16 protein-coding genes and 1 pseudogene are annotated in these 20,358 nt (G+C 40.4%); 10 read left to right on the forward strand and 7 right to left on the reverse strand.

Going from position 1 to position 20,358, the window contains the following annotated elements:
* Positions 1-75: 75 nt before the first annotated feature.
* Positions 76-1,407, forward strand: coding sequence for a dihydroorotase (locus QE404_RS18920; protein WP_307453167.1), 1,332 nt, complete (start codon positions 76-78; stop codon positions 1,405-1,407).
* Positions 1,408-1,518: 111 nt separating this feature from the next.
* Here QE404_RS18920 and QE404_RS18925 read toward each other — a convergent pair whose 3' ends face one another.
* Positions 1,519-2,121, reverse strand: coding sequence for an FMN-dependent NADH-azoreductase (locus tag QE404_RS18925; RefSeq protein ID WP_307453168.1), 603 nt, complete (start codon positions 2,119-2,121; stop codon positions 1,519-1,521).
* A 110-nt stretch (positions 2,122-2,231) separates the two neighbouring features.
* Between QE404_RS18925 and QE404_RS18930 the strand changes: the two genes are divergently transcribed.
* A complete protein-coding gene (locus tag QE404_RS18930) occupies positions 2,232-2,597 on the forward strand; it encodes a winged helix-turn-helix transcriptional regulator (RefSeq protein ID WP_307453170.1) in 366 nt (121 codons plus the stop codon).
* A gap of 86 nt (positions 2,598-2,683) precedes the next feature.
* Here QE404_RS18930 and QE404_RS18935 read toward each other — a convergent pair.
* The 3 genes and pseudogenes from QE404_RS18935 to QE404_RS18945 form a co-directional block, all read right to left on the reverse strand.
* Positions 2,684-4,979: pseudogene (locus QE404_RS18935) on the reverse strand (GH92 family glycosyl hydrolase).
* A 111-nt stretch (positions 4,980-5,090) separates the two neighbouring features.
* Entirely contained in the window at positions 5,091-6,710 is a 1,620-nt protein-coding gene (locus QE404_RS18940) for a T9SS type A sorting domain-containing protein (RefSeq protein ID WP_307453174.1), read from the reverse strand.
* A 4-nt stretch (positions 6,711-6,714) separates the two neighbouring features.
* Complete coding sequence (locus QE404_RS18945; protein WP_307453175.1) at positions 6,715-8,349, reverse strand: DUF1800 family protein; 1,635 nt, start codon at positions 8,347-8,349, stop codon at positions 6,715-6,717.
* Positions 8,350-8,607: 258 nt separating this feature from the next.
* On the opposite strand from QE404_RS18945, the gene QE404_RS18950 reads away from it, so the two are divergent.
* The 3 genes from QE404_RS18950 (at position 8,608) to QE404_RS18960 (ending at position 12,750) form a co-directional block, all read left to right on the forward strand.
* Complete coding sequence (locus QE404_RS18950; protein WP_307453177.1) at positions 8,608-9,489, forward strand: SDR family oxidoreductase; 882 nt, start codon at positions 8,608-8,610, stop codon at positions 9,487-9,489.
* 85 nt (positions 9,490-9,574) lie between these two features.
* Complete coding sequence (locus tag QE404_RS18955; protein ID WP_307453180.1) at positions 9,575-11,776, forward strand: M1 family metallopeptidase; 2,202 nt, start codon at positions 9,575-9,577, stop codon at positions 11,774-11,776.
* A 146-nt stretch (positions 11,777-11,922) separates the two neighbouring features.
* The gene (locus tag QE404_RS18960) at positions 11,923-12,750 is read left to right on the forward strand and encodes an endonuclease/exonuclease/phosphatase family protein (RefSeq protein WP_307453182.1); all 828 of its coding nucleotides are present in this window, start codon (positions 11,923-11,925) and stop codon (positions 12,748-12,750) included.
* Positions 12,751-12,756: 6 nt separating this feature from the next.
* Here QE404_RS18960 and QE404_RS18965 read toward each other — a convergent pair whose 3' ends face one another.
* On the reverse strand, positions 12,757-13,434 hold the full coding sequence (locus QE404_RS18965) for a response regulator transcription factor (RefSeq protein WP_307453184.1): 678 nt from the start codon (positions 13,432-13,434) through the stop codon (positions 12,757-12,759).
* 60 nt (positions 13,435-13,494) lie between these two features.
* Between QE404_RS18965 and QE404_RS18970 the strand changes: the two genes are divergently transcribed.
* A complete protein-coding gene (locus QE404_RS18970; protein WP_307453185.1) occupies positions 13,495-15,360 on the forward strand; it encodes a M1 family metallopeptidase in 1,866 nt (621 codons plus the stop codon).
* A gap of 51 nt (positions 15,361-15,411) precedes the next feature.
* Here the strand turns inward: QE404_RS18970 and QE404_RS18975 are convergent, their stop codons facing one another.
* Positions 15,412-15,789: a helix-turn-helix transcriptional regulator gene (locus QE404_RS18975; protein ID WP_307453187.1), complete on the reverse strand. Its 378-nt coding sequence runs from the start codon at positions 15,787-15,789 to the stop codon at positions 15,412-15,414.
* 467 nt (positions 15,790-16,256) lie between these two features.
* On the opposite strand from QE404_RS18975, the gene QE404_RS18980 reads away from it, so the two are divergent.
* From QE404_RS18980 to gwsS, 4 genes are all read left to right on the forward strand, one after another.
* Entirely contained in the window at positions 16,257-17,138 is an 882-nt protein-coding gene (locus tag QE404_RS18980; protein WP_307453188.1) for a hypothetical protein, read from the forward strand.
* 12 nt (positions 17,139-17,150) lie between these two features.
* The gene (locus QE404_RS18985) at positions 17,151-17,816 is read left to right on the forward strand and encodes a TlpA family protein disulfide reductase (RefSeq protein WP_307454072.1); all 666 of its coding nucleotides are present in this window, start codon (positions 17,151-17,153) and stop codon (positions 17,814-17,816) included.
* Between the two features lie 24 nt (positions 17,817-17,840).
* Positions 17,841-18,716, forward strand: a complete 876-nt coding sequence (locus QE404_RS18990) for a hypothetical protein (RefSeq protein WP_307453192.1) — start codon at positions 17,841-17,843, stop codon at positions 18,714-18,716.
* 109 nt (positions 18,717-18,825) lie between these two features.
* Positions 18,826-19,272 (forward strand): grasp-with-spasm system SPASM domain peptide maturase, encoded by a 447-nt coding sequence (gene gwsS, locus QE404_RS18995; protein WP_307453432.1) that lies wholly within the window; start codon positions 18,826-18,828, stop codon positions 19,270-19,272.
* An 81-nt stretch (positions 19,273-19,353) separates the two neighbouring features.
* On the opposite strand, the gene QE404_RS19000 is transcribed toward gwsS, so the two are convergent.
* Complete coding sequence (locus QE404_RS19000; protein WP_307453193.1) at positions 19,354-20,349, reverse strand: zinc metalloprotease; 996 nt, start codon at positions 20,347-20,349, stop codon at positions 19,354-19,356.
* Between the last annotated feature and the right edge of the window lie 9 nt (positions 20,350-20,358).

Genomic DNA, 20,358 nt, shown 5'->3' on the forward strand with positions numbered 1-20,358 from the left:
ATGACTCTGTTCTTTAAGCCGATGGCTATTTCTGAACTTTAATATCCGTTCTGTAATCTCTAATTTCTCAGTAAAATGAAGACCTTAATTAAAAACGTTCAAATCGTTAACGAAGGAAAAATCTTTGGGAGCGATATTCTGATAGACAATGATATCATCTCAAAAATAGAGCAAAGGATCGATGACGATGTAGATCTGGTCATTGATGGTTCAGGGAAATACCTTTTGCCTGGCGTCATTGATGACCAGGTCCATTTCCGTGAGCCGGGCCTTACCCACAAAGGCAATATTGAATCTGAATCCAGATCTGCAATAGCGGGAGGTGTTACCAGTTTTATAGACCAGCCGAATACCGTGCCCAATGCTGTTACCCAGGCATTGTTGGCTGATAAATACAACATAGCTTCAGAAAGTGCCTACGCGAATTACGGTTTCATGATGGGCGGCACCAATGATAATCTAGAAGAAGTTCTGAAAACGGATCCCAGAAACGTTCCCGGAATCAAATTGTTTTTAGGTTCCTCTACAGGCAATATGCTGGTAGACAATCCGGAAACCCTGGAACGCATTTTCAGCAATACCAAAATGCTGATTGCCGTTCACTGTGAGGACGAAGCTACAATTAAAGCCAATACACAGAAATACATGGATGAATACGGCGAGGATATCCCGGTGAAGTTCCATCACCTGATCAGAAGTGAAGAGGCCTGTTACAAATCATCTTCAAAAGCCATTGAGCTCGCAAAGAAAACCGGAGCGAGGCTGCACGTTTTCCATCTATCCACTGCCAGGGAAACCGCACTGTTCAGGAATGATATTCCTTTGAAAGATAAAAAGATCACAGCGGAAGTATGTGTCCATCATCTCACCTTTACCAACGAAGATTATGAAACCAAAGGAGCCTTGATCAAATGGAATCCTGCGGTAAAAACCCAGAAAGATAAAGACGGGCTTTGGGAAGCCCTTCTTGATGACCGAATTGATGTGATTGCTACTGACCATGCGCCACACACCTGGGAAGAAAAGCGTAACGTATATACCAAATGCCCGTCCGGAGCGCCTTTGGTGCAGCATTCTCTTCCCGTAATGCTTGAAAACTATAAAAACGGAAAGATTTCCCTTGAAAAGATTGTTGAAAAAATGTGCCATAACCCGGCTATCCTTTTCAGGATTGCTAAGAGAGGTTTTGTAAGGGAAGGATACAAAGCAGACCTTGTCCTGGTTGATCTTCATGATTCCTGGACGGTTGCCAAAGAAAATCTTTTGTATCACTGCGGATGGAGCCCTCTTGAAGGGATGGAGCTGCAGTCTAAAGTAACCCACACTTTTGTGAATGGAAATCTGGTGTATGACCAGGGTAAAATTAATGAACAGAAATTCGGGGAGCGATTGCTTTTTGAGGTTTAGGAATAAAAAAAGACTGCCGTGGCAGTCTTTTTTGCTTTTTTTTCAGATCGGATCAGGCGTACAGCTCATGGTCAGAAAAGTTTATAATCAGCTCTATCCTGAAGATCACCATTAACCAATTACAATACTTTGAATTCCTTTTTCCAGGGCTGTATCCTGAAGATCAGGAAGACTTAGGCCTTCTGCGCGGACAATACTGATATCAGTGATTCCTATGAAGCCGAGTACGCTTTTTAAATAAGGCACAACAAAATCATACGGCTGATAATCACCTTCTGAAAAAACAGATCCACTTGCTACTGCGATATAGGCTTTTTTATTTTTCACCAAACCTTCAAAACCATTTTCAGAATACCGGAAAGTTATTCCTCCCCGTGCTATATGGTCGATATAAGCTTTTAAAACGGAAGGGATCCCGAAATTATAAATAGGAACACTGATTACAATAATATCGGAAGCCTGAAGTTGTGCAATAGCGTCGTCCGAGCGTTTCACCGCTTCATTTTGCTCATTTGTTCTGCTTTCTGCGGGAATAAACCATGCTTCTACCTGTTCTTCACCTAAATGCGGAAACGGATTTTTTAATAAATCCAGTGTTGTTATCTTGTGTTCCGGGTAAACATTCTGTAATTTTTCTTCTATGGCATTTCCCAATATCCGGCTTGAAGAATTGTGAGTCCTTGAACTTGAACTGATATGAAGTATGTTTTTCATTTTTTATACATTAAAGTTTCTTCAGCAAAATTATGTACTTTAGCTTATTAAAAGTTAGTAGTATACCATAGGTTAGCAGTAACCTTTTTGTTAGTTTATGAATAGAATATATGGAAAATGAAGAAACAATCTGCAGAGGAAGCTGTAGTGAAAACCTTTCTGCAGTTGAAGATGCCATTTATGTCATCGGCGGAAAATGGAAGCTGAAAATCATCATAGTATTACAGGAATTCGGGAATGTCCGTTTTAATGAACTGCAAAGGACCATCAGCGGAATTTCTGCAAGAGTCCTGTCCAACGAATTGAAAGATCTGGAACTGAACGGTTTTGTAAAACGGATCGTCCACAGTGAGCAGACGCCGGTTTTAGTGGAATACATTTCTACAGATTACAGCAAAACGCTGAAACCTGTTATCATGTCACTGTCGGAATGGGGAAAAAACCATAAACAGAATATTAAGGCAGATGCCTTTTAGGCTTTAATAAAGATAGTTTTGATACATGCAAAAGACTGCCATAGAGCAGTCTTTTATTGTATTACCTGGCTTAGTCTAATTGTGCATTACTTAGCTTTGGCGCTCATAAAAAAGCTCAGCTTACCTCCGTTCATGATATCAGCATGTCTGAGTGTGAAGTTTTTCACTTCCTTTCCATTCAGGAGGATTTTTTTTACATATACATTTTCCGGGCCCTGGCCTATAGCTTCGATGCTGAATGTTTTTCCGTTTTCTAAATTCAGAACGGCAGAATCAACAGCAGGGCTTCCGAGAGCATAATCCTCGGATCCCGGAGCGACAGGATAGAAGCCCAGTGAGCTTAGGATATACCACGCGCTCATCTGCCCTGTATCATCATTGCCTCCCAGCCCGTCGGGAGTTGCTTTATATTGCATGGTTAAAATTCGTCTCACCTGAGCCTGGGTTTTCCAGGGCTGCCCAGCCCAATTATAAAGGTAGGCAACATGATGGGCCGGTTCATTTCCATGGACATAACCACCAATGATCCCTTCGCGGGTAATATCTTCCGTATCAGCGAAAAATTCGTCCGGAAGGTGCATGGTAAACAGCTCGTCCAGTCTTGAAGTAAATTTTTTCTTTCCGCCCATAATTTTAATGAGTTCTTCCGGATTCTGAGGAACAAAAAAACTGTAATTCCAGGAGTTTCCTTCAATAAAACCCTGCCCGTGGGTACTCAGTGCATTGAAATCTGCCTTAAAGCTTCCATCCTGTAATCGAGGCCGCATAAAGCCTGTACTTTTGTCGAAGTTGTTTTTCCAGTTCTCTGATCTTCTGATAAACCGATTATAGACTTCATTTTCTCCTAAATACTTGGCCAGCTGCGCAATCGCCCAGTCATCATACGCGTATTCCAGGGTGTTGGACACTGAGGTTCCGTTTTTTTCGGCAGGAATATAGCCTTTGTCAATATAATATCCGATTCCTTCATAATCTCTCTTATCAGCGGTTTCTACACATGCTTTCAAAGCCTCATGCGGATCACCGGAATAATTGCCTTTAATGATAGCATCAGCCACTACGCTGACACTATGATAGCCGCTCATGCACCAGTTGTCATTGGCATAATGCGACCAGATCGGAAGCATCTTCATGGAAAACTGGCGGTAATGGGCCATCATAGACTGCACCATATCATTATTTCTTTTCGGCTGAATAATATTAAAGAACGGATGGAGGGCCCGGTAGGTGTCCCAGATAGAAAATGTAGTGTAATTCGTGAATGTGTCAGCCTTGTGAGTGTTCTGATCCAGACCTTTGTATTCACCGTTAACATCCATATATGTGGTAGGATTGATGAATGTATGATACATGGCTGTGTAAAAATTAATCTTGGTATCCTCGGAACCCCGGATAGCAATTTTGCCAAGCTCCTTATTCCATTGCTCCTGAGCCTGTTCTTTTATCTGGTCGAAAGAAAGGTTTCCGGTTTCCTTTTCTAGATTTTCCAGGGCGTTGGCCTGGCTGGCAGGCGAAATAGCAAGCCTGATTTCGATGGGCTCATTTTCAGAGGTCGTGAAATCAAAATACATCTTTACGTTTTTGCCGGCGATTTCCGGAAAGTTTCTGGTCTGGTCAAATTTCCTCCAGAATCCGTTGTATACCTGTTTTCCGTCGTAGTTTTTCTGTCCGTAGGATTTGAATGGCTTGGAAAATTTCATGGCAAAGTAAACCGTTCTTGTTCTTGCCCAGCCATTGGTCTGTCGGTATCCCGTTATGGTTGTATTGTTTTCCACCCGGGCGTATGTCCAGATGTTTTTTCCGTCATAGTTGTAAATTCCTGCCATCAGGTCAAAAATAATGTGGGCCTGATCAGATTTTGGGAAGGTATAACGGTGAACGCCGGTTCGTGTTGTTGCTGTAAGTTCGGCCAGGATACGGTCATCATCCAGCAGTACCCGGTAATAGCCTGCTTCTGCTTTTTCATTCTGATGCCAAAAACCTGCTCCGGTAGCCTTTTTCGGGATGGGATGCCGTTCCGGGGTTCAGCTGCAGCGGCCCCGTGGTTGGCATGATCAGGAAATCCCCGAGATCAGAATGGCCGGTTCCGCTGAAATGTGTGGCACTGAAGCCAACGATGGTCTTATCTTCATACCGGTATCCTGCACAGTATTTATATACGTCACCATTGTATTTTCCCTTGACCGCATATGACAAAGTATCGGTTTCCGGACTCAGCTGAACAGCCCCGAAAGGAACCGTGGCACCGGGATAGGTATGCCCCATTTTTTCAGTTCCGATTAGCGGATTGACATAGCGGACAGGCTTTTCAGATTGCTGGGCTTTATAATTTGAAATTAAATTTATAAAAATTAGAAAAAAATAAATTTTATGATTTCTCATTGGTGAATAAAATTTTTAAAGGCTAAAAATAGCTAAAAATAGTCAACAATGATGATTCCTGCGAAGGAAGAAAGTCGCACAAATACTTTTCAAACCTCCGCAGACAGGTAATTAATGGTGGGAAATAATAATTTTCTTACCGATTTCGGCCTCTCCCGCCTTCAGTTTTAAAATATAATTTCCTTCCGGAACCGCTGAAACATTGATCTCAAGCCGGTTGGAAACCAGTTTTTCAGTCTGCTGCAGCACAATCCTTCCGCTCATATCCAGGATCTGGTATTGCACACTATGCTGTTGTATTCTGTTTTCAAAATCTACGTAAATATACTGGCTTGCCGGAACCGGATATACCTTAATCCCCTGGTCAGAAATTACCTCTGATGTTCCCAGGTTGGTGCAGACTGTGCTTGCTTTCTGTGCTCCGGTAATCACATCCACTTTCTGGCTGCCGGTAACGTAATAATCGAGTTCGGAAGTAATCATCAGGCTGGTGGTTGCTCCCAGCCAGTCCTGCAGCAATGAAGCAAAAATCTGCCGGTAATCATACCTCCTCTGGTTCTGGTTGTAATAAAAGCTGGTCTGATTGGTGAATACAGGATGATCTCCCAAAATGCCGGCCGCTGCTGCATTACCAATGACAAAAAACGGGGCTAGGTCACCATGATCTGTGCCTGTACTTCCATTTTCACGTACCTGTCTTCCGAATTCGCTGAAAGTAACCGTCATAATCTTATCTGCAATGCCGAGCTGCTGGATGTCTGCCTGGAAGGCTGCAACGGAGCCTGCAATATCACCCAGGAGATTGGCATGCGTACCCAGATGGGGACTGCCTGACTGTACCTGATTCACGTGGGTATTCAATCCGCTGAGGTTGACCTGGAAAATTTTGGTTTTACTTCCCCCTTTAATCATTCGGGCAACGGTTTTAAGCTGTTTTCCTAATGAAGAGTTCGGATATGCTGTCGCGGAATTATTTCCGGCATTAAAGACCTGCATGACACGGTCATAATAAGAGTCCATACTGGCTGCAACGCCTTTCACATAGGCCAAAAGGTCATTATATTCTGAAGTGGCCAGCTTTAAGGTGCTGAAAATGCTGGACTGGAATCCGGTGAGGTTATACTCGATGTTTTTTTCGGTTGTATGCTCATAGAACAGGCATGGATTAAGGTTTCCCATCTGTATGGCGAGCGGATCCGGGTTCAGCGTGGTTGGGTTTCCTGCCAGGCCAGGATATAATGCCCCCAGAAACCTGCCGAATATTCCGTCCAGAAGATCAGAATTAACGGTTCCGTCTTTACCTGAAAACATAAGGTTTTCTGATCTGAAGTGTGAATAATTAGGGTTTGGGTAACCTACTCCGTTCATGAGCAGGAGTTTACCGGAATCATAAAGGCTTTTAAAGCCGGTCATCGAAGGGTTCAGACCAACGAGCTTGCCGGAAGCGACGGTGCTGTCCAGCGGAATATAGCTTCCGGTTCCTGTGCTGGCAATTTTAATATTTGGCCTCAGTGCGGCATACGTACTGTACTGGCTTATAGGAATCACGGTATTCAATCCGTCATTGGCACCGGCCAGCCTGAGGATAACCAAAGCCCTGTCATTAACGGTATCACAGCTGAGCTGCAGATCCAGAAACTGGTTCATAAATCTTGAAGGCATGCCGTTGAGGTAGAACGGAGCCCCTATACCTCCGAGAGAAACTAATTTTAAAAAATCTTTTCTGTTCATGGTCTTAGATTATTTGAAATTCAGGCGATTTAATCATAGCTTTTACCAGTCTGTCGATAGGGATTTTCACATTGTTGGCATTCCCCGTACTGATGTAGTTGTTCCATTCATTGAGCCAGTTGATGGTGCTGAGGTTATTCAGGAATACATTTTTGAAATAATTGTAACGGTCACCGGTAGGTACTTCCACAAACATCATCTGCAGAAATTCCGTAACCAGGGTATCTGTATCTCCCGGATTAGAAAAATAACCGCTGTCTTTTACAAACGGAGCGTTGTATAGTTTAAAGGTGAAACCGTTGTAAGTCAGCCCGTTGATCAGGTAGTCAATCGTATTGTTGTAGCGTATCCTGAGGGAAGAAGTGGTAATCCAGTTTTTGTCATAATTAGGGCTGCTTGAATATCCTGAGTAGCCGTTGACCGATTGCGGCCTGAAAACCGGCATTCCTGCATTGGAAGCATAATTGGTCACCACGCCCATCAGGCTGTGTATCGCGGAAGGGTTGGCAGTATATAACGGGATCTGAAGATTAAGCAGCGAGAACATATGAAGGTACAGCTCAACAGGATTTCTTATGATGTTTCCGATGGTCTGATCACCGGCCACACTGTCTTCTTCATCATAAAAATGTTTGCTTTTCAGAAGTGTGGTAATGGCAGGGATGATATTATAGTTGTCAGCTTTAAGCGCTGCTGCAAGTGGGACAATAATCCCTGTTTCTATAGCCGAAGTAATTTCCCTACCCACGAAATAGCGGTAGATCCTTCTGCAGTATGCTTTTGCCGTTTCATCTTTGTCAAAAATCATATTGATATAATTCTGAAGCTCTGCTTTGATTGTTGTTTCGGTAGTTCCCCCGGTAATAGACTGAGAACCGAATGCCGCAGAAAAAGTTTTGGTCCCTGTATCATGGGTATTCACCTTAACCTGCCCGGTGGGAATTTGGGTAACAGAATCTACAGAAGTAAGCCTTGCATTTTTGTCAAGATGTATGGATGAGGTCAGTGAAAAACCCGTCAACACCCTGGCTGCCTGTTGCACATCAGTTTCCGTATAGTTGGTATAGTTTCCTGTAGCGATCTGTGGGCCTTTTAAAATCGTAAAAAGTTCCAGGAATTCCCGTGCGTAATTTTGATTGGGGCTGGTATTCTGGTTAAGATTGTTATTGAGGTACAGTAGCATTCTTGGATTCTGGGTGACCCGAAAGGCAAGATCTTTGAGGCTCCCGTTGACGTGAAATCTTAAGAGCTCTTTATAATCAAAATTAGTCCAGAAGGAAGCATCATCGTCAGCAATAAAAAGAATGTGAAGGAAATAGGCAATTTTATACTGTGCCGAAGGATCTTTTACCGCACAATAGAGCCACCAGTAGAGATCATTCTTTACACTGTTGGCTGTATTCTGGCTGTCGGTAATCGTAGGATTGGCCGCTGTGGGCACAATGGTCTCACCGGCATTGTTGAGTGGTGAGGGTGGAACCGGATTGTTAAAAGTAAACAATTCTGTCAGCGCCTGTTGTGGCGTTTTCGCAGCGAAGTCCAGAATTTTGGCTTTCGTAATATTGTAGGTGGTGCGTCTCAGGAGATGATAGGCATTTGCAAATCCCAGCGCATTTGTTTTAGGCGTTAGACTAGGCATGGCAATGAGTATTTTTAAACAAATTTATGTTTTTAATGAATATGTGTTATTTTTTAATTAAAATTAATAAAATTTTAATATGTATAAGAGGATAAATATTCAAAATTTGATTTTAGTGGATGCTGGTGCGTCAATTTTGTGTGATTGATATATCAGGCATAGTTTTTCCCGCAGCAGAAACAAATAATTATACTACATTTACAGAACACATGATCGCTATATAAAGTTATATTCACATATCATCTAAACAATAAAGTTATGAATCTGTACACACAGCCTATGCTCCGCGAAGGAGCCCTTAAAGATAAAGTTGCTATAGTAACCGGCGGCGGAAGTGGTCTCGGAAAAGCCATGACCAAATATTTCCTGGAACTGGGTGCAAAAGTTGTTATTACCTCCAGAAACCTCGAAAAACTCCGGGTCACTGCCGCAGAACTTGAAGAACAGACCGGAGGAAATGTGCTTTGTGTGGCCTGTGACGTTAGAAACTGGGACGAGGTGGAAGTTATGAAGGAAGCGGCGCTGAAAGCATTCGGCAAAATTGATATCCTGCTGAACAATGCCGCAGGAAATTTTATTTCCCCTACGGAACGGCTTACACACTCTGCTTTCGACTCCATTCTCGATATTGTCCTTAAGGGTACTAAAAACTGCACACTTTCCATTGGAAAGCACTGGATCGATTCAAAAACGCAGGGAACAGTTCTTAATATTGTTACCACATATTCCTGGACAGGATCTGCTTATGTGGTACCTTCTGCCTGTGCTAAGGCAGGTGTACTGGCCATGACAAGATCTCTCGCAGTAGAATGGGCCAAATACGGCATCCGTTTCAATGCCATTGCGCCGGGACCGTTTCCTACCAAAGGAGCGTGGGACAGGCTGCTGCCGGGAGACCTTCAGGAAAAATTCGATATGAAGAAAAAAGTTCCTTTGAGAAGGGTAGGTGAGCACCAGGAACTGGCCAATCTTGCAGCATACCTGGTATCGGATTATTCTGCCTACATGAACGGCGAGGTAGTCACTATAGACGGAGGAGAGTGGCTTCAGGGAGCAGGGGAATTCAATATGCTGGAAGATGTTCCTCAGGAAATGTGGGATGCCCTGGAAGCAATGATCAAGGCCAAGAAATCAAACTGATTTTTATTTTAAAAGATAGCATCAGCCTACTGTAACAATCTGCGATACTCCACAACCTATTGCATAAGCTATAAAAATAATTTCAATGAATTTAAAATCCCGAATTCTCGTTCCTTCGCTTGCTGCTCTGTTCTTTACAGCAGCAAAAGCCCAGGAAGCTCCCAAATATGAGTACACAGAAGCATTCAAACCGTTTTTCTATCCTCAGACCGGTACGGAGACCCGTTCGGCAAGCGGACAGCCAGGACATGTCTATTGGCAGAATGCCGTAAACTACAACCTGGACATCTCCCTTAACGATGCCCAGGATGAACTTACAGGAACGGCAGAAATCATCTATACGAATAACAGCCCTGATAATCTGGGATTCCTTTGGCTGCAGCTGGATCAGAATCTGTTTAAAAAAGATTCCAGAGGAAATGCAATAGTGCCGTTATCAGGAAGCAGAAACGGTGCTCACGGAGAAGATTTTGACGGAGGTTACCGGATAAAATCCGTTAAGCTGGATGGTAAAGATGTACGTTATACTGTTTCCGATACCAGGATGCAGATCGATCTGCCGAAAGAATTAAAGTCCAGAGGCGGAGTGGCAAAAATAAAGATTGAATATTCATTCAAATCTCCAAAATACGGTTCCGACAGGATGGGAATCCAGGACACTAAAAACGGAAAAATCTTTACCATAGCCCAATGGTATCCGAGAATGTGCGTATATGATGATGTGCTGGGCTGGAATACCATGCCTTATCTGGGGGCCTCTGAATTCTATCTGGAATACGGAGATATTACGGCGAACATCACCGTTCCTGCCAGCCATTATGTCGTTGCTTCCGGAGAGCTGCTCAATGCTAAAGAAGTCTATACTAAGGAACAGAATAACCGCTGGGAGCAGGCCAGGTACAGTGATAAGACGGTGATGATCCGCCCTGAATCTGAAATCGGAAAAACCCAGGCGGCCGGAACCAAAACCTGGAAGTTCAGAATAAACCAGGCCAGGGACTTCGCTTGGGCGTCTTCTGCAGCATTCATCCTGGATGCAGCAAGGATCAATCTTCCCGGCGGAAAGAAATCGCTGGCGATCTCGGCTTATCCTGCTGAAAGTGCCGGTGAAAAAGCCTGGGGAAGGTCTACAGAGTATACCAAAGCGGCCATTGAACACTATTCTGCCAAATGGTACGGATACACGTATCCTGCGGCTACCAATGTTGCCGGAAATGAAGGAGGAATGGAATATCCGGGAATCGTATTCTGCCATATGGATTCCAAGGGTGAGGAACTTTGGGGCGTAACCGACCATGAGTTCGGGCACAACTGGTTCCCGATGATCGTGGGCTCAAACGAAAGATTGTTTGCCTGGATGGATGAGGGATTCAATACGTTCATCAATGAATTATCTACGGAAGCATTCAATAAAGGTGAATATTACCGGAAAAAGAATATTGCCCAGGCAGGAGGATATATCATGAACGATAATTTTGAGCCGATCATGGTAGGACCAGATAACATGAAGGAAAACAGCATCGGTGTTCTGGCTTACTTTAAGCCCGGAATGGGGTTGCAGATCCTCAGGGAAACGATCCTTGGCCCGGAGAAATTCGATAAGGCATTCAGGACGTACATTGACCGTTGGGCATTTAAACACCCTACGCCATGGGATTTTTTCCATACCATGGAAAATGTTTCCGGGGAGGAGCTGAACTGGTTCTGGAGAGGATGGTTTATGAACAAATGGAAAATAGACCAGGCCGTTAAAAATGTAAAATATGTAAACGGAGACTTCAAGAGCGGAGCACAGATCACAGTGGAAAACCTGGGTCAGCTGCCGATGCCAACAACTGTTCAGGTGAAGTTCAAAGACGGGACTACACAGATCGTGAAACTTCCTGTTGAAGTATGGAAACGCAACAGGGAATGGACCTTTAAAGTAGATTCTGCGAAAGAAATTGAGCAGGTGAAACTGGACCCGGAATCGGCCATTCCGGATACCAACAGCAAGAATAATGTATGGACATGGGATACTGCACAGACAAAGCCGGTAGAAAAAATTAATATAAAAGATTTTACCGGAACATTCGGCAGCAAGCAGGTTCCTGTAAAAATTACTTTTGCAGAGAAGAATAACCAGTTATATGCCCAGGCAACCGGGCAGCCGGAATTTCCACTGGAGTATACAGGAGATAATACCTTCACTTTCGAGCAGGCACAGATCTCGCTTAAGTTCAGCCAGGATAGGAAGACCATTACGTTCTCACAGGGCGGCAGGGATTTTACCTTTACCAAAGAATAAAAGTATCAAACCACCATTAATATCAGACTCCGGAAATACATTCCGGAGTTTTGTTTGTGAACATCTTTTAAAATGATACCTGGAAATTCTTAACTTCCTTTTTAAATAGAAACTTTATTTTTGTTTCAATTTTAAAAATCAAAAAAATGAATTTCAGATTTTCAGCAGTATGCCTGATGCTGGCAGCAATGATGTTTTCACAGGATCTCAAGGTGATGAGCTTCAATATCAGGCTGCAGGTAGATTCGGATAAGGAAAATGCATGGACGCAAAGAAAACAGGATGCCCTGGATTTGATCAGTTATTACCATCCGGATTATTTTGGAGTACAGGAAGCGCTTCCTGAGCAGATGAAGGATCTTAAAACCGGTCTGAAAAACTATGATTATGTAGGCGTAGGAAGGGATGACGGTAAGGAAAAGGGAGAATTTTCAGCCATCTTTTATGATACGGCAAGGTTACAGGTATTGAAGTCGGGAACCTTCTGGCTTTCTGAGACTCCTGAGAAACCTTCCAGAGGATGGGATGCTGCCCTTAACAGGATCTGCACCTATGCAGTTTTCAGGGATAAAAAATCGAAAAAGGAATTCTTGGCGATGAACCTTCACTTTGACCATATCGGAAATGTGGCACGGGTAAAATCTTCGGAACTGATTTTAAAAAAGATTGCAGAAATCAATCCTGGAAACCTCCCGGTAACCGTAAGCGGAGATTTTAACCTGACTGAAGATTCAGAACCCATCAAAATCATGTCCAAAAACCTTCAGGATACCTATTACCATTCCCAAACGAAACATTACGGTCCTAAAGGAACCTTTACCGGCTTCAACGTAAATGAAATTCCGAAAGAAAGAATTGACTATATTTTTGTAAAAGGATTTAAGATCAAATCCCACAGGCATATTAATGACAGAAGGGAAAACCTACTGTATCCGTCAGACCATTTCCCGGTAATGACAGAACTTTCTTTTTAAAAGGATTTACATTGGGAAGTCAACTTCAAATCCAATTCCTCTCAGGGATTGGATTTTGATTTCGGGATCATGCTGGAAATATTTCCTCAACCGGCTGATAAAGACATCGAGGCTCCTTCCTGTGAAATAGTCATTGATTTCCCATAAGCTGTCCAGGATATCATCTCTTTTTATGGTTTTATGATTATACCGCAACAGGTACAATAGCAGCTGCAATTCCCGGATCGTGAGACGGATGTTTTCAGACGGGTGCGAAAGCAGCAGTTTTTCTGTATCCAGATGATACTGTCCGATCCTGATCTGTGTTTTGGTATTGGGTAGTGTCCGTTTCAGAATATTCCTGATCCGCAGTACGAGCTCTTCCGGGTCGCAGGGTTTTGCGATATAATCATCGGCTCCTATTTTCAGTCCGGTGAGACGGTCAATTTTCTGGTTTTTGGCAGTTAAAAAGAGGATAGGAAATTTCGGATGGACTTTCAGAATTATTTTTGCTAGGGAAAAACCGTCCATATTCGGCATCATGATGTCCAGGATCCCGATCTGGTATGGAAACTGGTTTGTAATGGCTCCTGCAATATCTTCGGAAACCAGTCTGTAAAAAATGCAAAGAGCATTAAAAAAACAGATGAGCAGGACCGGTTGTAGGGGTTTGCTTATGCTTTTTCTTCCACAGAATATTATCATCAGTAACCCATGTTTTGATCTTACATTTTTCTTATTTTTGAAGTTAAAATTAAAATCAATATGAAGCGATTTCTATCCGGTTTACTGGTGGCTGTTTCATGGTACCACATCTCTGCTCAACAGCTGTACATGCCGCGAAATATTAAGAAGGCCTATGAAAACGGAACCCGCGATATATCCGGCGCTCCCGGAAAAAACTATTGGCAGAATAAAGGGGTATATAATGTTGAAGTCAAAGTGGATGCAGATTCTAAAACGGTTTCAGGAAAAGAAACCATAGCCTACAGCAATAACAGTCCTAATAACCTGAACGATCTTGCTATCCGGTTCGTCAATAACCTCCACAAGCCACAGGCTCCGAGATCAGGCTTCGTGTCCAAAGACTTTTTGTCTTCAGGCCTTCACATCAGATCACTGACGATCAACGGTGAAAAATATACGGTAAACAGTGATGAATGGGGTACGGTAGAAAAGGTGAAACTCCACTCAGCAATCAAGGCTAAATCCAAAGCAGAGATAAAAATTGAATGGGAATACCCGCTTTCCGTACAGAGCGGCAGGGAAGGGCAGATAGATCCCGAAACGTTCTATGTAGCCTATTCATATCCGAGAATTTCCGTTTATGATGATTATAACGGCTGGGACATGCTTCCGCATTCGGACCGGCAGGAATTTTACAATGATTTTAATGATTATACTTTTGCCATCAGTGTTCCCAGGAATTATGTTGTCTGGGCAACCGGTGAATTCCTGAATCCTGATGCAGTATTGCAACCAGAATTCCTGAAACGATATAAGGCCTCGTTAAGAAGCGATAAAGTCATCCATATTGCTAATGAAAAGGAAATGAAATCCGGGAAAGTCACGCGTGGTAATAAATGGAACATATGGAAATTCAGGGCCGGCCATATTCCGGATTTCTGTTTTGCAGTCAGCAACCATTATGTTTGGGACGGTTCCAGTGTTCAGCTTAAAACCAAGCGTGCCAGCGTGCAGGCCGCCTACAGGTCCGGTGCAAAAGATTTTGAGCATTACACAGAATGGATGCAGTACAACCTGGACTGGTTTTCGAAAAACTGGCCCGGAGTGGAATATCCTTACAACGTCATGACTGCCGTTCAGGGATATGCAGACATGGAATACCCAATGATGATCAACGATACCAGTATCCCTGATGACTTCCAGGATGCGAGACTGACCGCTGATCATGAAATTGCACATACTTATTTCCCGTTCTATATGGGAATCAATGAAACACGGTATGCTTACATGGACGAAGGATGGGCAACTACTCTGGAATACCTGATCGGGATTGATGAAAACGGCGAAGCAAAAGCAAAAGAGTTTTACAAAAATTTCAGAGTGAAAAGGTGGATCAGTGATCCCTCTGCGGAACAGGATCAGCCTATCATCACCATGAGCACGCAGGTAAGCGGAGCCGGCTACGGCAATAATTCTTATGTAAAAGCGTCGCTCTCTTATCTCGCTTTGAAAGATTACCTCGGCGATGCATTGTTCAAGAAGGCATTACATCATTATATGAATAACTGGAACGGGAAACACCCGATTCCCTGGGATTATTTCAATTCTATGAACACAGGGTCCGGGAAAAACCTGAATTGGTTCTTTGAAAACTGGTTTTATACCAACAACTATATTGATCTTAAAATCAAAGACGTATCCCAGAGCAATGACCTATTAAGGGTCAATATTGAAAATGTGGGAGGTTTTGCGGTTCCTTTTGATGCGATCCTCAGTTACACTGACAATACAACTGAGAAACTGCATTTTTCTCCGGCACTGTGGGAAAAAGATGAGAAACAGACTTATCTTACGGTTCCTGTAAGCAAAAAAATAAAATCAGTAACCATAGACGGAGGGATTTTTATGGATTATACTCCGGAAGATAATACTAAGAACCTATAAAAGATTAAAATAATCAAAAGCCGCTGTGAAATTTTCAGAGCGGCTTTTTAGTTAAATGTCCTTTAATTTTTCTTTTAAAGTCCTGTTTTCCTCTTTGAGTTCTTCAATTTCTTTTTTTAATAAATTGATATAATCCTGTTGATTTTCTAAAATGAACTCAGGAATATTGTAAAAGTAATTATTACTTCCAAAATAATTTACTTTATTATTTTCAAGATTATTTACAACTTTGCCAGGTTCATCTTCCTTTATATCTTCTATATTCATATGTAATATTTTAGCCATTTTCTCCCATTCAGGATCAGAAATCATAATTTCTCCTTTCTCTCTCCTTTGATACTGAGACTGTGTCATATGTAATTCTCTAGCCATCGCTCCCTGTGCGAATTCTTTTGCTTTTCTTACGTTAATAAGTTTTGTTTTGATCATTGTGTTATAGTTATGAATAGCAAATGTAGTATATTCACATAAAAACCTGATATTTAGTTCAATGCTCTATGATATTTTTGGGATATCAATAGTAGTGCAAAAACAATAAAAAAAATACGATAAAAAATTACATGGAATGAAGAAAAATTTTTCTTCTTTAGAAAACAAGAAATTATCAAAATTGAGTTCTATACTTGGTGGAGAGTCAAGTAATAATGTGACAAGGAAAGCTTCTTGCAGTGATTATAATTGTGCTGATATAGATACTTATGTTGATAACGTTTTTGGATTCAACGTCAAACTTCTCTAACAGATGATTGCGGAACTGAAATACCAAAGACAACATCATAATCCGCACTAAAAGACTAAATTACAATGAGGCTGTTTTACTTTTAAAAAAGCCTCATTTTTACGCTTCTATCTGTAAACTTAGTTAATTTATACTCTTGTCATTAAAATTTTAATTCATGCAAAAAAGTTTTTTTTTCTTTTTTATTATTATCCTTGTGTTTTCCTGTAATATCAGAAAACCTCAACAAATGAATCATATTACTTACCTCAACAAAGTGAACGAAATTGATAGCATATATCGTATGAACAATGATACCGTCACTGCTGTTGAAATGTACCAAAAACTTTTTAAAATATACCCGCCTCACAATTCATATCTTATTGAAGAATATCAAAATTATATAAAACTTTCTGACAAATACCATTTTGATTTTGGAGGAAAAGAAAGCCTATATAAATTAATTCCTTTAGTTGCTCCGAATTGGAAGTATAATAGAATGGATAAAGGTTTTTTTGCTCTATATAAAAAATATGGCATAGATAGTATTGAAGTAGAAAATAAAGTTGCTGAGTGGCAAAAAGGCTTAAATAAAAGATTGATAGATTCTTTTTCCATAGCATTTTTCAGGAATGAGGAATTTAGGACACCTATATATAACAGTAAATTACAAAATTTAAATGATGCAAAAAATGCTAAATTGTTGATATGGACTTTCAAAAATTATGGGTTTCCATCTCTTCAAAGAATAGGTCTTTTAGGTAACAACGACATTTTTATGCCCATGGGAAATCTTTTAAATCACATGGCAGATGAAGAACAATACCAATATTTTAAGGAAAAAATATTAAAGTATGTAAAGACAGGCGAATGTGTACCTATAGATTATGCAGCTCTTATTGATAAAAGAGCTTACAGTGAAGGCAGAGAATGTGATTATGGAACGTTCAATGATTTATCTATATCGGATAGTATACGGGTAAACAAAAACCGCAGAAAAATAGGAATGCCCAGTTTGAAACATAGTAGAAAAATTCATAATGATTATTTTAAACACTAAGCATGATTAAAAATGAAAAATATATTTTCTCTCTTTTTTACCTTATCCATAATTTTAGTTTTCTCTCAAAATAAGTATTATCGCATAGCAGGAAATAAAATTTTTGATGAAAAAGGCTATAAAAACTTTAAAGACAGTATTTCTATAAAAGGAAAACTTACAGAAAGTATAGCTTTGGTTTTTAAGAAAAATGACAGCACTTTTGTTTTGCCTCGTTTAGAAATTAAATCTGCAAACACTTCAGGATATTTTTTTGATTATCAAACTTATTCTGAACAAACATTTAAAAAGAAAGTTGATTTCACTAATCTTAAAAGTATCAGGTCTAACAAAAATATAGACCACTCAAAACCTTATTTTGTGAATTGTTGGTTTATTAATTGTAGTCCGTGTGTTGCTGAAATCCCAGATTTGAATAAACTCCAGGAGGAATATAAAAATAAGATAAATTTTATAGCCATCACCTTTGACAATGAAAACCTTGTAAAGAGATTTTTGGAAAAAACTCCGTTTAATTTTATCAACTTATCCAATCAAAAAGATTTATTACATAAAATGGAAGTGTTTTCCTATCCTACAAGTTTTATATTGGATAAAGACGGTAATTTTATAAGTTTTGTTCCTGTTGGAAACGAAATGTATACAAAAAAAATATTGGAAAAATTAATTGCTAACTAATCGAATCCCATCAATAATTTTGATATGAACAAAAGTTTTTTTTTCCTTATCATTTTCTTTATTATATTTTCCTGCCAAAATAGGTATAATTATATCACTTACCTTAATAAAGTCAATAAAATAGACAGTATTTATCGTATAGATAATGATACTATTACTGCTCTTACAATGTATCAGAAATTATTTAAAAAATATCCTCCTCATAATTCATATCTTATAAAAGAATATGAAACTTACATTTTTCTGTCTGATAAATATAATCGGGATTTTGGAGGAAAAGAAAGTCTATATAAGCTAATTGCTTTAGTTGCTCCTAACTGGAAATATAACAGAATGGATAATGACTTTTTTACTTTATATAAAAAATATGGAATAGATAGTATTGCAGTAGAGAGCCGGGTAGGTGAATGGAAGAAGAGCTTAAATAAAATATTGGTAGATTCATTTTCTACAGCATTTTTTAGAAATCAGGAATTTAGAATGCCTAAATATATTGAAAGACTACAAACAGCTAATGATAAGAAAAATGCTCAATTAATTGCATGGACTATTTCTCATTATGGATATCCATCACTTCAAAAAATAGGACTTTGGGGCAACAATGATATTTTTATGCCTATGGGAAACATGTTAAATCATATGGCAAGTACCAATAATGTATTGTATCCCTATTTTAAAGAAAAAATTTTACATTATGTAAAAACAGGTGAATGCACTCCTGATGACTATGCTGCTATGATCGATAAGAGAGCTTTTATTGAAGGCAGAGGACAAGAGTACGGAACATTTAGTAATATGCTCATTTCAGATAGTGTAAAAGTGAACAATAATCGTAAGAAGATTGGAATGCCAAGTTTAAAATATAGCAGAAAAATTTATAAGGATTACTTTAAAGATTAGCATGATGCTTATAATTTTCTGAGGATCACGAAAGTACAACAAATGAGGTTATACGTTGGCTTATTTCGCTTGAGAAGGATTTTATCCTTATAAATTTACTCTGTCCTTCATACAGGAACTGATACATGTTAACTCCTGTGGAAAAGTGGACTTGAAATATTTTAATACCAACCTTCCAAAGGTTTTAGAAGCAATCAACCATAACTCGTGTCTTCATAAAAAAATATCAATAGATCCAGACGGTAATATTAAAAACTGTCCATTAATGTCCCGGAATTTTGGGAATATAAAAAATATATCTTTGGAAGAGGCTGTAAACCATAAAGACTTTAAACAATATTGGAATCTTACCAAAGATTCTATAGAAGTCTGCAAAGATTGTGAGTTACGTTATGTTTGTACCGATTGCAGAGCATATACGGAACAAACCCACACGAAAGATGGGCTTGATATTTCAAAACCTTTAAAATGCGGATATGATCCCTATACCGGAACATGGAAGGAATGGAGTACGAACCCTTTGAAACAAAAAGCAATCAAGGCATATGGTTTCTAGATAATGACTTTTAGTTAAAAAAAATTAATAAAAAATAACCTTTCCAAAATGAAAAGGTTATTCTTTTATATGCAAGATTGTTTAATACAGTCTTAATCCTGATCTCGAACCTGAAGAAGCCACTACCGACTGCATTCTTGCTTTTTGTCCGGCAGAGAACATGAACATTGCGGCATCGTCCACATAATCCATGTAGTTCATGAACATTACAGATCTCTGTACGCCGCTGCAGGTATTATACAGAGGATAGCTTGGTTTTCCGGAATTTGCTCCTGTCTGCGTAGGCGTGTCGGCTACCAGGTCATTTCCGCAATTGGCATCTCCCCAGATGTGGCGCAGGTTAAGGTAATGACCTACCTCATGGGTAGCTGTTCTTCCCAGGTTGAATGGCGAGGAAGCTCCGGTTTTCCCGAAATACGGTGCCGCAATTACTACGCCGTCATTCCACAATCCTGCAGATTCAGGGAAGGTGGCATAACCCAGAATTTGCCCCATGTTTCCTACCACCCAGATATTAAGGTAATTGGAAGGGCTTGTAGCGTCAATTCCTCCGCTGGAAGATTTTTTCATAGCATCATTCGTGCTCCAGCTTGTTTTAGTAGTTGATTTTCTTACGGTATTGGCCAGTCTGAACCTTACTTTCACGTCTCCGGATTTTACACTTTGAAATTCTGAAGGGATTTTAGAAACATCACTGTTGGTTCCTGCATAATCTGCATTCAGAACTGCAATCTGCTCAGCAATCCTTGAGTCGGAAAGGTTTTCTGCGGAAGTCCTGTACAGGACATTTACCACTACCGGAATTTCTACACTACCGTCTGATAAAACTTTTCCCAGTTTAAGATCGTTTTCAAATTTTTCAGTCTGGGCTTCTAAGGCTGAAAAGCGCTGCCTGAGTTCTGGACTGCTCTGAAGGGCAGCTTTTCTGATTTCTTCAGAAGCACAGCCTCTCTGAAGCGCAGAACCCCCGGTTGAGGAAACCAGATTTTCTGATTGTTCGTGTTGGTTTGAAATGTTGTCGCTGTTACAGGCAGACATGAAGCCCAGCATTAGAGCTCCTAATAGTAGTTTTTTCATAAACATATA

Source organism: Chryseobacterium camelliae (genome assembly GCF_030818575.1).
Taxonomy (GTDB): Bacteria; Bacteroidota; Bacteroidia; order Flavobacteriales; family Weeksellaceae; genus Chryseobacterium; species Chryseobacterium camelliae_A.

Excerpts from the sequence above, each read along its gene's own strand:
- QE404_RS18920 (WP_307453167.1), top strand. The coding sequence starts at position 76 with ATGAAGACCTTAATTAAAAACGTTCAAATCGTTAACGAAGGAAAAATC.
- QE404_RS18925 (WP_307453168.1), bottom strand. The coding sequence starts at position 2,121 with ATGAAAAACATACTTCATATCAGTTCAAGTTCAAGGACTCACAATTCT.
- QE404_RS18930 (WP_307453170.1), top strand. The coding sequence starts at position 2,232 with ATGGAAAATGAAGAAACAATCTGCAGAGGAAGCTGTAGTGAAAACCTT.
- QE404_RS18940 (WP_307453174.1), bottom strand. The coding sequence starts at position 6,710 with ATGAACAGAAAAGATTTTTTAAAATTAGTTTCTCTCGGAGGTATAGGG.
- QE404_RS18945 (WP_307453175.1), bottom strand. The coding sequence starts at position 8,349 with ATGCCTAGTCTAACGCCTAAAACAAATGCGCTGGGATTTGCAAATGCC.
- QE404_RS18950 (WP_307453177.1), top strand. The coding sequence starts at position 8,608 with ATGAATCTGTACACACAGCCTATGCTCCGCGAAGGAGCCCTTAAAGAT.
- QE404_RS18955 (WP_307453180.1), top strand. The coding sequence starts at position 9,575 with ATGAATTTAAAATCCCGAATTCTCGTTCCTTCGCTTGCTGCTCTGTTC.
- QE404_RS18960 (WP_307453182.1), top strand. The coding sequence starts at position 11,923 with ATGAATTTCAGATTTTCAGCAGTATGCCTGATGCTGGCAGCAATGATG.
- QE404_RS18965 (WP_307453184.1), bottom strand. The coding sequence starts at position 13,434 with ATGATAATATTCTGTGGAAGAAAAAGCATAAGCAAACCCCTACAACCG.
- QE404_RS18970 (WP_307453185.1), top strand. The coding sequence starts at position 13,495 with ATGAAGCGATTTCTATCCGGTTTACTGGTGGCTGTTTCATGGTACCAC.
- QE404_RS18975 (WP_307453187.1), bottom strand. The coding sequence starts at position 15,789 with ATGATCAAAACAAAACTTATTAACGTAAGAAAAGCAAAAGAATTCGCA.
- QE404_RS18980 (WP_307453188.1), top strand. The coding sequence starts at position 16,257 with ATGCAAAAAAGTTTTTTTTTCTTTTTTATTATTATCCTTGTGTTTTCC.
- QE404_RS18985 (WP_307454072.1), top strand. The coding sequence starts at position 17,151 with ATGAAAAATATATTTTCTCTCTTTTTTACCTTATCCATAATTTTAGTT.
- QE404_RS18990 (WP_307453192.1), top strand. The coding sequence starts at position 17,841 with ATGAACAAAAGTTTTTTTTTCCTTATCATTTTCTTTATTATATTTTCC.
- QE404_RS19000 (WP_307453193.1), bottom strand. The coding sequence starts at position 20,349 with ATGAAAAAACTACTATTAGGAGCTCTAATGCTGGGCTTCATGTCTGCC.